Annotated in this window: 10 protein-coding genes; 5 read left to right on the top strand and 5 right to left on the bottom strand. The window is 67.6% G+C overall.

Going from position 1 to position 13,114, the window contains the following annotated elements:
* Positions 1-118: 118 nt before the first annotated feature.
* Positions 119-1,003 carry an aldo/keto reductase gene (locus tag HII28_RS11590; RefSeq protein ID WP_170025527.1) on the bottom strand — a complete coding sequence of 295 codons (885 nt, stop codon included), beginning with the start codon at positions 1,001-1,003 and terminating at the stop codon, positions 119-121.
* 197 nt (positions 1,004-1,200) lie between these two features.
* Positions 1,201-2,124 carry a helix-turn-helix transcriptional regulator gene (locus HII28_RS11595; RefSeq protein ID WP_170025528.1) on the bottom strand — a complete coding sequence of 308 codons (924 nt, stop codon included), beginning with the start codon at positions 2,122-2,124 and terminating at the stop codon, positions 1,201-1,203.
* Between the two features lie 123 nt (positions 2,125-2,247).
* On the opposite strand from HII28_RS11595, the gene HII28_RS11600 reads away from it, so the two are divergent.
* The 3 genes from HII28_RS11600 to HII28_RS11610 all read left to right on the top strand — a co-directional run bounded on the left by HII28_RS11600 (position 2,248) and on the right by HII28_RS11610 (position 5,423).
* Positions 2,248-3,804, top strand: coding sequence for an MFS transporter (locus HII28_RS11600; protein ID WP_170025529.1), 1,557 nt, complete (start codon positions 2,248-2,250; stop codon positions 3,802-3,804).
* Positions 3,805-3,876: 72 nt separating this feature from the next.
* Positions 3,877-4,260, top strand: coding sequence for a DUF2255 family protein (locus tag HII28_RS11605; RefSeq protein ID WP_170025530.1), 384 nt, complete (start codon positions 3,877-3,879; stop codon positions 4,258-4,260).
* A 191-nt stretch (positions 4,261-4,451) separates the two neighbouring features.
* On the top strand, positions 4,452-5,423 hold the full coding sequence (locus HII28_RS11610) for an aldo/keto reductase (protein WP_170025531.1): 972 nt from the start codon (positions 4,452-4,454) through the stop codon (positions 5,421-5,423).
* A gap of 106 nt (positions 5,424-5,529) precedes the next feature.
* On the opposite strand, the gene HII28_RS11615 is transcribed toward HII28_RS11610, so the two are convergent.
* Positions 5,530-5,988 carry an Lrp/AsnC family transcriptional regulator gene (locus tag HII28_RS11615; RefSeq protein WP_170026110.1) on the bottom strand — a complete coding sequence of 153 codons (459 nt, stop codon included), beginning with the start codon at positions 5,986-5,988 and terminating at the stop codon, positions 5,530-5,532.
* A 95-nt stretch (positions 5,989-6,083) separates the two neighbouring features.
* On the opposite strand from HII28_RS11615, the gene HII28_RS11620 reads away from it, so the two are divergent.
* Positions 6,084-6,725: a LysE family translocator gene (locus HII28_RS11620; RefSeq protein WP_170025532.1), complete on the top strand. Its 642-nt coding sequence runs from the start codon at positions 6,084-6,086 to the stop codon at positions 6,723-6,725.
* Positions 6,726-6,903: 178 nt separating this feature from the next.
* Here HII28_RS11620 and HII28_RS11625 read toward each other — a convergent pair whose 3' ends face one another.
* Positions 6,904-9,714, bottom strand: a complete 2,811-nt coding sequence (locus HII28_RS11625; protein ID WP_170025533.1) for a pectinesterase family protein — start codon at positions 9,712-9,714, stop codon at positions 6,904-6,906.
* A gap of 5 nt (positions 9,715-9,719) precedes the next feature.
* On the bottom strand, positions 9,720-11,687 hold the full coding sequence (locus tag HII28_RS11630) for a glycoside hydrolase family 28 protein (protein WP_170025534.1): 1,968 nt from the start codon (positions 11,685-11,687) through the stop codon (positions 9,720-9,722).
* Between the two features lie 334 nt (positions 11,688-12,021).
* Here HII28_RS11630 and HII28_RS11635 point away from each other — a divergent pair, with 334 nt between their 5' ends.
* Positions 12,022-13,020: a substrate-binding domain-containing protein gene (locus HII28_RS11635; RefSeq protein ID WP_170025535.1), complete on the top strand. Its 999-nt coding sequence runs from the start codon at positions 12,022-12,024 to the stop codon at positions 13,018-13,020.
* The last annotated feature ends 94 nt before the right edge of the window (positions 13,021-13,114 follow it).

The raw sequence follows: 13,114 nt of genomic DNA on the forward strand, positions 1-13,114 counted from the left end.
CTTCCTCAACGCAGGGATGCGTGTGACCGAACGGCGATCCGATGTGACGCGCCGGGTGCCGCTCGAGGCGCCGCGGCATCCGGACTGACGTATCGCCGGACGACGCGACTCCACGGGCTCACGCCTCCGGGATCGACCTGTCGTACATGGCGGGGCGCGGCACCTCGGGATCAGGGCCGCTGCGCACGCCGGTGTCGAGGGCGTCGATGCGCGCCAGCTCCTCGTCGCTCAGCTCGAAGTCGAACACGTCGAAGTTCTCGGCGATGCGCGCCGGGTTGGTCGACTTCGGAATGGCCGACCGTCCCTGCTGCAGGTGCCAGCGCAGCATCACCTGGGCGGCGCTCTTGCCGTGCCGGCCGGCGAGCTCCTGAAGCGTCGGGTCGTCCATCACGCTGCGCCGCTCGTCGCCGTATCCGGGATAGAAGGTGATGCCGCCGATCGGCGACCACGCCTGCGTCACGATCCCCTGCTCCGCATCCGCCCGCTGCACGTCCCGCTGGGTGAAGTACGGGTGCAGCTCCACCTGGTTGATCGCGGGGACGACGCCGGTCGCATCCAGGAGCATGGCGATCCGCTCCGGCACGAAGTTGCTGACTCCGATCGCGCCGATCCGTCCGTCGGCGTGCATCGTCTCCAGGGCCTTGTAGGCCGCGATCGTCTTCTCGAAACGGTCGGGTGCTGCTTGGTGAAGGATCAGCACGTCCAGCCGGTCGACGCCGAGCTTGCCCGTCGCCTTCTCGAATGCGTGCAGCGTCTCGTCGTATCCGTAGTCGGAGACCCACACCTTCGTCTCGATGACGATCTCGTCGCGCGGCACACCTGAGCGGCGGATCCCTTCGCCCACCTCGCGCTCGTTGTTGTAGGCGGCAGCGGTGTCGATGTGCCGGTATCCGACGTTCAGTGCGGCCTCGACCGCCTGCGCCGTCACGTCGGGGGCGCTCTGGAAGACGCCGAAGCCGAGTGCAGGCATCCGCAGTCCGTTGTTGAGTGTGATGTCGATCATCGGTTCTCCTCGGTGATTCGGTGGTTTTCGTGTGCTGAAAGATGGATCGGGGAGCGTCCTCGACGGCGGCAGCGGTGCTCGGCCGCTTGCCTGCGCGACTCGTGCTCGACTGCGTCGCCGCGGCCACTGAACGGGTGCGCGTGCGAATCGCCCGGTCGCGGTGGCGAGTTCGACACGGCCTCAGGGATTCGGTTCGGTCAGCGAGCTGCTGGTCCCGCCGGAGTCGTATCGGATCCGGCGTTCTCGGCCGTCCGTGCCGCAGTGCGGGGTGCAGGCAGGTCCTGCGTGGCAGCCCAGCTGGCGAGCAGCTTGAGCGCGTCGGCGGATGCCGTGCCCGGCTCGGCCGTGTACGTCGAGATGGTGAGTCCCTGATCCGCCGGCAGCTCCAGGGCCTCGTAGACGAGTTCCAGGTCGCCCACCACAGGATGGTGCAGGCGCTTGATCCCGCTGCGGTGGTAGCGCACATTGTGGGCGCCCCACAGAGTGCGGAACCGATCCGACCGCGTGGACAGCTCGCCCACCAGATCGCTCAGCCGCTTGTCGTAAGGGTTTCGTCCGGCCTCGCCGCGCATGGTGGCGACCAGTTCGGCCGAAGTCTGCTCCCACTCGAGGTAGAACTCCTGCGCTGCGGGATTGAGGAACGTGAACCGTGCACTGTTCGGAGCCGTCTCGGCGAACACCGGCGCGTACAACGCCCTGCCAAGGGCATTCGCGCCGACGTAGTCGAAGTAGTTGTTGCGGATGAGCGCGGGGGCGTCGGTGATGGCATCCAGAACGCGCTGGATGCTCGGCCGCACCACGTCGGACCGCCTGCGCGGCGTGCGCGCGAGCGGAGATCGGTTGGCCTGACGCGCAAGATCGAACAGGTGCGCCGTTTCCGCCTCGTCGAGCTGAAGCGCCCGCGACAGAGCGTCGAGCACCGTCTCCGAGACGCCCGCGAGATTGCCGCGCTCGAGCCGGTTGTAGTAGTCGACGCTCACACCGGCGAGCATCGCCACCTCTTCGCGACGAAGTCCTGGCACGCGGCGGTTGCCGCCGTAGACGGGCAGTCCGGCCTGATCCGGCGTGACCTTCGCCCGCCGGGAGCTGAGGAACTCCCGCACCTCCTGTTGCATCGTCATGTCTCGACGGTACGTCTCCCACGCCGCAGAGGGAGGTACTGGCAATACACGGAAGACCACGCACTGCCGCGGTCGTCGCGAAGGGAGTGGCATGGATGCATCGCCCCGATGAAAGGAGCCGCGATGCCGATCACACCCACCGCAGACACGGCAGCCGTGCCGGCCGCCTCCCCCGAGGGGAGCGGATCCGCTGCGTCCGTCGCACCTCGCAAGGGCGCGATCCTGGCGATCATCCTGGTCGCCTACTTCATGATCCTGCTCGACAACTCGGTCATCTTCACCGCACTGCCCAGCCTCGAGAAGGGGCTGCACCTGGCGCCGGCCGAACTCGCCTGGGTACAGGACGCCTACACGCTCGTGTTCGGCGGATTCCTCCTGCTCGGTGCGCGAGCGGGAGACATCCTGGGGCGCAAGCGCGTGTTCGTCGCGGGACTCGTCGTGTTCTCGATCGCCTCGCTGCTCGTCGCTGTCGCGCCCACCGGCTGGTGGATCATCTCGGCCAGGACGCTGCAGGGCATCGGTGCGGCGATCGTGGCGCCGACGTCGCTGTCGCTTCTGACGGCGTCCTTCCGCGGCGAGGAGCGCACCAAGGCGATCGCCTGGTACTCGGCGATGGCCGGGATCGGATCAAGTCTCGGCCTGGTGCTCGGCGGCGCTCTCGCGTCGTGGCTCTCGTGGCGCGCCGGATTCTTCGTGAATGTGCCGATCGGCGTCGCGATGATCGTTCTCGCGCCGCGGTTCCTGCCGCGGACGGCCACGGTCTCCGGACGCTTCGACGTGCTCGGGGCCATCGCTTCGACGCTCGGCGTCGGGTCGGCGGTGTTCGCCGTTCTGCACGCGGCGGAGAACGGCTGGACCAGCGCACCGACGGTGATCTCGCTGATCGCGGCCGTCGTGCTGCTCGTGTTCTTCGTGCTGCACGAGGCCAGGGCCGCACAGCCGATCATGCCCCTGCGGCTGTTCCGCAGCAGGGAACGCGTCGGCGGCTACCTCACCCGCCTGCTCTACCTGGGCGCGATGATCGGCTTCTTCTACTTCACGACGCAGTATCTGCAGGGCGTCCTCGGTTACACGCCTCTGCAGGCCGGGCTCGCCTTCCTCCCCATGACAGCGGCCAACTTCGCGGTGGCGGCGGCGGTGCCCGCGCTGACGCGGCGGATCGGCAACGCGCCGATGCTCGTCGCCGGCGTCGCGATCACGTTCGCCGGCCTGCTCTGGCTGAGCCGGATCGGCGTCGGCAGCGACTACGTGACAGCTGTCGCCGCTCCGATGCTCCTCATCGGTGCCGGACAGGGCCTCGCGTTCGCTCCGATGACGGCCGCCGGGATCGCCGGGGCGTCCGCTGAGGACGCGGGCGCGGCATCCGGGGTGCTCAACACCTTCCACCAGATGGGCACGTCGCTCGGGCTGGGAGTGCTGGTCGCCGTGACGGCCCTTGCCGCCCCCGGTGCGGATGCCGCCGCCACGCCGAGCGCGCAGGTCTCCGCCGCGATGACCGGTGCTTCCGCTCTGGTGCTCGGCGCACTCGCCGTCGTACTGGCCCTGATCGTGCCGGCGGCGCTCGCCGAACGTCGCCGATCCGTCTCGGCCGCTCCGAACGTGCCCGCTCCGAACCCTTCCGCACCGAACCCGATCGCCCCCATCACCGGCGCGACGACCATCATGGAATCGTCCCGCTGAGTGCTCAGCGCACGCATCCCGATTTCCACACGACGACCACAACGACCGACAGCGAGTACGACGAGGAGCATCATGAGCGCCGAATGGACACGCACCGACCTGAACGCGATCGACCGGAACGACGAGGTCGGCATCAGTTCGTACCGCAGCGACGGGACGCTGCGTCCGTACGTCACGATCTGGGCCGTCGAGGCCGACGGGCACGTGTACGTGCGATCCGCCTACGGCGCGACGAACCCCTGGTACCGCCGTGCGCTCGCGTCGGGACGGGGGAGCATCCGCGTGGCCGGCGTCGCGCACGACATCGACTTCGTCAGGGCGGATGCCACCGAGGAGCCCGCCGTGGACGACGGGTACCGCGCCAAGTACGGTGCGCGCTACGCCAGCATCGTCGCGGGAATCGTCGGCGACTCGGCACACGACGTGACCCTCCGACTCGAGCCCAGCGCGGCCTGAGTCCGCTCCGTACCTGTCCTGCCCTGTTCTTTTCGGTTCTGAAAACAGGAGTGTTCGCGCTCTCGGCGCGAGAACCGGAGCTTTTCTGCTGTTCTCATCGCTTCCTGCTGTTTTCGGAGCGACACGACACACGACACACGACGCGACACACGACACACGACACACGACACACGACACGAAGGAAGAGACACATGGAGTACACACGACTCGGCAGCACCGGCCTCAAGGTGAGCCGCATCACCCTCGGCTGCATGAGCTTCGGCGACCGGTCCACCGGATGGAACGAGTGGTCGCTCGGCTACGACGACGCATTGCCGATCATCCGGCACGCGTTCGAGCTCGGCATCTCGTTCTGGGACACCGCCAACATCTACAGCCTCGGCACGAGCGAGGAGATCGTCGGTCGCGCGATGCGCGAGCTCACCCGCCGCGAGGACATCGTGCTGGCCACGAAGGTCAACTTCACGATGCACGACGGCCCCGGCGGATCCGGCCTCAGTCGCCGGGCGATCATGGAGAACATCGACGCGTCGCTGAAGCGCCTCGGAACGGACTTCGTCGACCTGTACCAGATTCACCGCTTCGACCCGGAGACCCCGGTCGAAGAGACGATGGAGGCGCTGCACGACGTGGTGAAGGCCGGCAAGGCCCGCTACATCGGCGCATCATCGATGTGGGCGTGGCAGTTCGCCAAGCTGCAGCACGCAGCCGACCTCGGCGGATGGACGCGCTTCGTCTCGATGCAGAACCAGTACTCGCTGATGATGCGCGAAGACGAGCGCGAGCTGTTCCCGCTGCTGGCCGACCAAGAGGTCGGATCCATCCCGTGGAGCCCGCTCGGCAAGGGCCGACTGACCCGGCCGTGGGGCCAGCAGTCCAGCCAGCGCGGCCAGACGGATCCGCTCCAGAGCCGCTATGTGCAGGACCTCGATGAGCCGATCGCGGATGCCGTCGAGCGCGTTGCCGCGAACCGTGGCATCCCGATGGCGCAGGTCGCCCTGGCCTGGGTGCTGCGCAACCCGGTGGTGGACGCCCCGATCGTCGGCGCCTCCAAGGTCGCGCACCTGGACGACGCGGTCGCCGCACTCGACGTCGAGCTCACCGATGACGAGGTCGCCGCACTCGAGGCGCCCTACAGGCTCCGTATGCCGACCGGCTACTGAGGCTCCTTCGGCGGCCGCGCTGCCGTCGCAGCCCTAACCTGCGCCGCCTGCGCTCGATCGTGTCGCTCCGCCGACGCGGGAGCGCAGGCGGCGCTTGTGCGTGCGGCTACAGGTCGGTCGGATACGGCCGATCCACGACCAGATTCTTCATGACGAGGGTGGACTGGAACCGCTGCACGCCCGGCAGGCGGGCGAGCTCGTTGTCCTGGAACTGCGCATAGGCGTCGAGGTCGGCCGTGCGCACCCGCAGGATGTAGTCGGGGTCGCCGAACAGGCGCTGCGCGAGCAGCACGTTCGGGATGCGCACCACCGCCTCTTCGAAGGCCAGCAGAGTCTCGCGATCCTCCTGCTTCATCGTGATGAACACGAGAGCCTCGAAGTCGAGTCCGAGGGCGGCGGGATCGACGATCGCGCGATACCCGACGATCGCTCCTGCGGCCTCCAGGTCGCGCACCCGTCGGTGCGCGGGCGACAGCGTCAGGCCGACCCGAGCAGCGAGATCCGTGACACTCAGCCGGCCCTCGCTCTGCAGCTCGGCAAGAATCTTGCGGTCAAGTCGATCGATCGCCATATTCCTTCCACTCCGCACTGCAGGTGTCTCAGAAGTGAGCAGCACCTTGCGGGCATTTTGACATAAGTTCCTGCTCGAAAGGGGCCGGAATGAATCCCACCGCAGTACTCGCATTCGCGGGCGTAGCGCTCTCGCTGATCGTCGTGCCCGGCCCGGACTGGGCGTACGTGCTCGGCGTCGGAGCGCGCGACCGCGTCGTCCTCCCCGCCGTCGGCGGCCTGGTCGTCGGCTATGCGCTGCTCACGGGAATCGTCGCCGCCGGCGTCGGTCCGCTCGTGGCCGCGCTTCCCGGCTTCCTGCTCGGCCTCACGCTCGTGGGCGCCGCGTACCTCGTCTACCTCGGTGTGATGACGTTGCGGCATCCGTCTGCGGTGGAGGTCTCGAACAGCGCGGCCATCGGATCGCCGCGCTGGCGTCTGGTCGGCAAGGGCATCGGCGTGAGCGCTCTGAACCCCAAGGGGCTGCTCGTCTTCCTCGCTATCCTGCCGCAGTTCGCGCGTGAGAACGCGACCTGGCCGATGACAGCGCAACTGGCGCTGCTCGGGGCCGTTTTCGTGGCCCTCTGCTGCGCGTTCTATCTGTCGTTGGGCTTCGCCGCACGGCGCATTCTGGGGGCGCGTCCGGCGACGGCGCGGATCATCAGCCGCGTCTCCGGCGCGGCGATGATCCTCGTGGGGTTCGCGCTCGTCGCCGAGCGCGTCGTTCAGCTGGTCGAATCGCACACCGGGTGAGTGCGGACCGTCGAGGGATGAGGATGCCGCAGGTCTCGCGCGGACGCGGCACCCCATCGTCGGATGCGCCACGTGCGCACCATCGCCGGAGGCCGTGGCGGGTGGTGCGCACGTGGCGCGGTCTGGAGAAGCGACTCGGTACGAGACTATGGAGCGCGCCTCGGTCGCAGCTCACCCCTCACGCGACGACCAGGTCGAACACGTGGAGCTTGGCGTTGGACGGCAGATCCACCGCGGAGACGGCCTTGCCGACGGTGAGCGTCACCGCGAAGGCGAAGATCCCGACCGTGTGTCCGTCGCTGCTCTTCGTGCTGGCCACCGCCTCGTCGCCCGCCGACGGCGTCGTGTGCCACCAGTCGCTGAACGAGACTGTCGCAGTGCTGGTCGTGCCATCCGTGTAGTGCACGGTGACCGTCCCGCTCTGGTTGCCGTTGGTGGCGAGCCCGAGGAATCCGAGCTGGGTGCCCGATCCGGAGAGCAGAACCGTCTGGCCGGCCGTGGCCACGTTGTCGGCGGTGCCCGCAGCCGCACTCGGCCAGGTGAACGCGAACGCACCGTGCTTCACCGTTGCCCCCGGCGTGAGACCGGATGTCGCGAGCGAGTCACGAGTGAGGTAGCGTCCCGCACCGTCGAGGTCGCCTGGTGCCCCGGCCGTTCCCGTCCCGATGTCGTTGAACGCCGCAGCGAGGTTCTCCAACTGTGCGGGCGGTGCCGGCGTCTCCCGGTTGTAGCTCGCACCGCTCTGCAGGATGACCGGAGCCCCCGACGTCACGGTGATCGACGTGGCCGCGTCTGCGCTGACCGTCGCGTTCCGGATCGTCAATCCCGTCGTCGCAGCGATGGTCACGCCCTGCAACGAGATGGCCGTCAGCGGCTGCTCCGGGACCCCGACGAGCTGGCCCGCGACATCCGATCCGATCGCCGAGACGTTCGAGACGACGATGTCGTGGATGTTGGGCGTTGTCGCGGTGACCGGCTGCGTGGGATCGCCGTCCGACGGCACCTTCGGGTAATACGCCGTGATGCCGATCGCCGTCGAGACGTTCGTCATCGCGAGGTGGTCGTACGTGATGCCGCTGATCTCGCCCCCGCGGTCGCGTGCCGTCTTGATCCGCACGCCGGTCGACGTGCCGACCAGCGAGTTGTCCGCGAAGCGCACGTCGTTGATGCCGCCTCCTGTGTAGCTGCCGATGGAGAGGCCGTGGCCGGCGCCGATCCGGTTCTCCGTCACCGTGATGCCGGTGGTCGGCGAGTCGGACGAGTCGAGCGCGATGTCGTCGTCGCCGTCGCTGATCGACGAGCGGCTGACCGTCACGTTTGACGACGACCAGATGTCGACTCCGTCGGTGTTCGGGCTGTCGCTCGGCGACGAGATCGTCACGCCGGTGACCGCCACATCGGAGACGCTGTGCATCGAGACGTGGGAGTTCGGCGCGTCCTTCATGGTGAGCGTGTCGACGATCACGTGCTTCGATCCGGTCAGCGACAGCAACCCGGGCCGCGGTGACAGATCCTTGCCCGCCGCCTTCTCCGCCTTGATGGTGTCCCACCAGGGCGAGCCTTGGCCGTCGATGGTGCCGCCGCCGGTGAGGGTGACATTCGTACGGTCGGTCACGTCGATGAGCGGTGCGAGGTGGGATCCGGATACCGGATATGCACTCGCATCCGTCGTCCCGAGCAGAACGGACCCCCTGATCAGCTCGACGGTCTCCTTGTCGGCGACCTTCACCGGGCCGGACAGGTAGCTGCCGCCGGCGAATGAGACGCGCCCGCCGTTCGCACAGGCATCGAGCGCCTTCTGGATGGCGGCGGTGTCGTCGGTCTTGCCGTCAGGCGCAGCGCCATAGGACTCGGGCAGGCAGGTCTTCTGCGCTGTCGTGACCCTCGGGATCTCATAGCCCCATGGCGCCCAGTGATCACTGCCCGACAGGTACTTCTGGGGCGTGTAGTCCTTGGCCTGCTTGTCGGTGAGTTGAGGGCGGTACAGGTTGTCCGGACCCGACGTGGCTCCAGGGCCGCTGTTGTCGTATTCGAAGTACCGTGCAGAGACCCACGACCATCCGGACATGCCGGTCCACGGGTGATCCGCGATCTGCGCGCCCAGCTTCGAGTCGCGCACGACGACGGACGCGAAGGGCGCCGGGTCGCCGGTGTGGTGCCACGGGCGTCCGAGTGCGATGACTCCGTCCTTCGTCTCGCCGACGAAGGTCGATTTCGTGAACAGGAACCCGTACGGGTTGTCGAGCTCGGTGTTCGCCGCCGTCACGTAACCGACGTCGACGGAGTCGATCGTGTCATGGTCGAACACCGCCGTCGCCCTGCCGAAGATGAAGTCCACCGATCCGGCCACGTAGGTATCCCGCACGTACACGCGGGCAGTCGTCGTCGGCGAGGCGGTGTCCAGGTAGAGGGTGTCTTGGCGTCCGGTGATCCGGTCGTTGTAGAGGCCGATCCGATCGCCCGTCGTGCGCAACGCGACGGCCTGGCCGCCCGGGTCATTCCGGTGCAGCACGGGATCGTAGGCGTTCGCGACGCTGATGCCGGCGACAGTCGTGTCGACGGCGCTCAGCGTCATGGTTGCCGAGCCCTCGGTGCCGTAGCCGTTGCCCGACGCATCCAGCATGCCCGCGTAGTGGTTCTCGGTGATGACCACGTCTTTCGGGTCTCCGGTCGCGCCGATGAAGCTGATCTTCGGTTTGTCGGCAGGTACGTTCACCGTTCCGACGTACGTGCCGGCCGCGATCACGATCGTGACGGGCTTCGCGTTGCCGGATGGCACGGCATCCACCGCGGCCTGCACCGTGGAATACGGCGCGCTGCCGTCCTGGGCGACGTGAAGCGTGGTGCCGCGGCCGTTGTCGGCGCCGGACGGAGCGGCGACCGCCGCGAGCGGAACGGATGCCAGCACCACGGCGACCGCGACACCCAGCGTCGGCCGGGCCAGCGTCCGTCGGCCGAGCGCCGACCGGTCCAGTGTTTTCCTGGTCATCGCGCTCATCCGATCGCGAGGTCGAAAACGTGGATGTTCGCGTTGGCCGGCAGCTCGACGGATGCCACGGTCTTGCCTGCGGCCAACGGAACGCCGAAGCTGAAGATCCCGACCGCGTGGTTATCGCTGCTCATCGCGCCGGCCACCGGCTCATCCCCTGCCGAAGGCACCGGATGCCACCAGTCGCTGAACGCGACTGTGGCCGTGTCCGCTGTTCCGTCGCTGTAGTTGACGGTCAGAGTTCCGCTCTGGTTGCCGTGCGTCGCCAGGCCGAGGAGGCCGAGGGTACTGCCGGATCCGGACAACAGGATGGTCTCGTCGCCCGCCGCCACATTGTCGTTGCTGCCGGCAGCGGCGGTCGGCCACGTGTACGTGAGCGCACCGTGCGTGACCGCGGCTCCCGGCGTGAGTCCTGCCGCGGCGAGCGAGTCTCTGGTGAGGTACCTGCCAGATCCGTCCAGGTTGCCCGGCGACGCTGCAGTGCCGGTTCCGATGTCGTTGAACGCGTCGGCCAGCGTCGCGAACGGCTTCGGCGGTTCAGTCTTCTGCCCGTTGACCCACACGTTCGTGAACGTGACGTTGTCGGTGTACTTCGACACCGAGGATCGCTTGGCCGTGTCGACGAGCACGTTCGTGAGCGAGATGTTCGTGATGAGGTCGTCCGGGTATCCGACGGCATAGAGCGGATAGGACGCCGTGCCGACCCGCACATCCTGCAGGCTGATGTTCTTCACCACGGGGTTGAAGCCGTGGCCGGCGCCCTCGCCGTAGAAGAAGTCGACGATGAGCACGGCATCCGCGACCTCCTCGATCGTCATGTTTCGCACGTGCACGTCGGTGATGAAGCCGCCGCGCATGGAGTTGGTCTTGAGCCGGATGCCCTCGTTGAGGTTCTTGCTGTCGCAGCGGTTGTCCCTGGCGTAGACGTTGCGCACGCCGCCGGTCATCTCGCTGCCGATCGTGATGGCTCCGTGTCCGTCGAAGAACTCGCACTGCTGGATGACGATGTTCTGACTGGGCACGTTCACCCGGCGACCGTCGGCGTTCTTGCCCGCCTTGATGGCGATGCAGTCGTCTCCGGTGTCGAACGTGCAGCCCGTGATGAGCACGCGGTTGCAGGACTCCGGGTCGCAGCCGTCGTTGTTCGGCCCGTGGCTGCTGGCGGTGACATTCTCGATCGTCACATCCGTGCACAGCACGGGGTTGAGTTGCCAGTTCGGAGTGCGGTGGGTGGTGACGCCCGAGATGAGCACCCGCTGGCAGTTGTACGGCTGGATAAGCGTCGGCCGCATGTAGTGCCCGTCGCCGAACACACGCTGCGCGACCGGAACGCCCGACTCGGCCATGGCATCGAGAGCAGCGCCGTCGGCGTCGGATGTCGGCATCCCCGGTTGCCATCCCCACGACGTGCTGCCGGTGTATGGCCACCAGGCGGTCGTGCTCGCCTGCCCGTCGATGACACCCGTACCCGTGATGGCGATGTCGGTCTTGCCGTACGCATAGATGAACGGGGAGAAGCTCATGCACTCCTCGCCGCCGAACCGGGTGAGCACGACGGGCAGGTAGGCGGCCGGATCCGTGGAGAACAGGATCCTCGCACCTTCCTCCACGTGCAGGTCGATGCGGCTCTCCAGGTGAATGGCGCCGGTGAGGTAGGTGCCCGCGGGAACCGTGAGGCGTCCGCCGCCCTTCGCCGACAACGCGGAGATCCCGGCACGGAAGGCTTCGGTGTTGTCGGTGGTGCCGTCGCCGACGCCCCCGAACTCCGTCACCGAGCGCGTGCGCCCCGGGATGCGCGGCTTCTTGACCGAGGCGATGATCTTCTCGGCCTCCGGCCACGGGGTGACCGGCGTCGATCCGTGCTGCACGTCGCCGAACGCGGATTCGCTGCCGACTGCCAGCAGCGTCACCGCCCCGAGGAACGAGGCGCCGCCGAGGGCGAGCGCCTCGCGTCTGCTGAGTGTCTTGGGCATTCCAGCCGTCCTCTCCGTTGAGGTTCGGCGGCGATCCGACGGTCGCCCGGGCATGCGTGAGCCCGGATTCTCCCTGTGTCACCGGCGAGCGAAAAGGCATGGAAAAGAGTGAAAGATTTCGCTCGCACTACCGAAGATTTGGTTGAGCTGTGAACAATTGATCACGATAGATCCCCGATATCCCGGCTGTCAACGATGCGCTATCATGGATTTGTTGGCCGAAACTTTCGGCAGAGCTCACTCGCAGTGCTCGTCGAAACCAGGCCGGACGATAGTGGCCGATCTTGTCTGCAGATGGGCGAGAGCGAGAGGCAATCGAAAAGGTGGCAGTGCGATGACGACGGTGACGGATCGGGTCACTCTGCAACAGGTCGCGGATCTGGCGGAGGTGTCCGTGCCGACCGTGTCGAAGGTGCTCAACGGACACGACGACATCGCGGCCGAGACGAGGCAGCGCATCGAGTCCGCGATCGCCCAAACCGGCTACCAGCGCCGCCACACCTCGCGCCGCACCGGCGGTCTGATCGACCTGGTCTTCGGCGACCTCAGCCCGTGGTCGGTGGACATCATCCGCGGAGCCGAGGAGGCGGCGCTCCACGCCGGCCTGCGGGTGGCGGTCTCCGTCGCGAAGAACCGGGGCGACATCGGCCAGTGGATCAACAGCGTGGAGCGCGGCAACACCGACGGCGTCATCCTCACGCTCAGCGACCTGTCGGATGCTGCGTGGGCGCGACTGCGCAAGCTCAAGAAGCAGATCGTGGTGATCGATCCCGTTGGGCAGCCGGAGGCGGGCATCCCGTCGATCGGTTCCTCGAACTGGGCAGGAGGCATGCAGGCCACCGAACACCTGCTCACGCTCGGCCACCGGCGCATCGCCACCATCACCGGTCGCATCGACACGCTCTGCGCTCAGGCACGACTCGACGGATACCGGGCAGCACTCGCCCGCGCGGGAGTCGACGCGGATCCTGCACTGGTCGCCGAGGGCGACTTCCGCTTCGAGTCGGCGCTGACCTCGGCCGGCAGACTGCTCGAGCTCGACGATCCGCCCACCGCGATCATCGCGGCGAGCGACGTGCAGGCGATGGGTGTCTACGAGGCGGCACGGCGGCACGGGCTGCGCATCCCGGACGATCTCAGCGTCGTCGGATTCGACGACATCCCGTCCGCAGGATGGATGGCACCCCCGCTCACCACCGTGCGACAGCCGCTCGCCGAGATGGCCTCGCTCGCGGTCAAGATGCTGGTCGCCGGCAACTCCGCCGACTACAACAACCGCGCTGAGCTGTCCACGAACCTCGTGGTGCGCGCGAGCACGGCGTCGCCGCGCTGACGCGCGACGGTCACTCACCCCGAATTGCTGGCGCACGTTGTCGCTTCCGTACCCGGTCACGACAAGAAGGGCCAGACATTCGACGGCCCGAAGC

Origin of the sequence: Planctomonas sp. JC2975, from assembly GCF_012985205.1 — a bacterium.
Taxonomy (GTDB): Bacteria; Actinomycetota; Actinomycetes; order Actinomycetales; family Microbacteriaceae; genus Humibacter.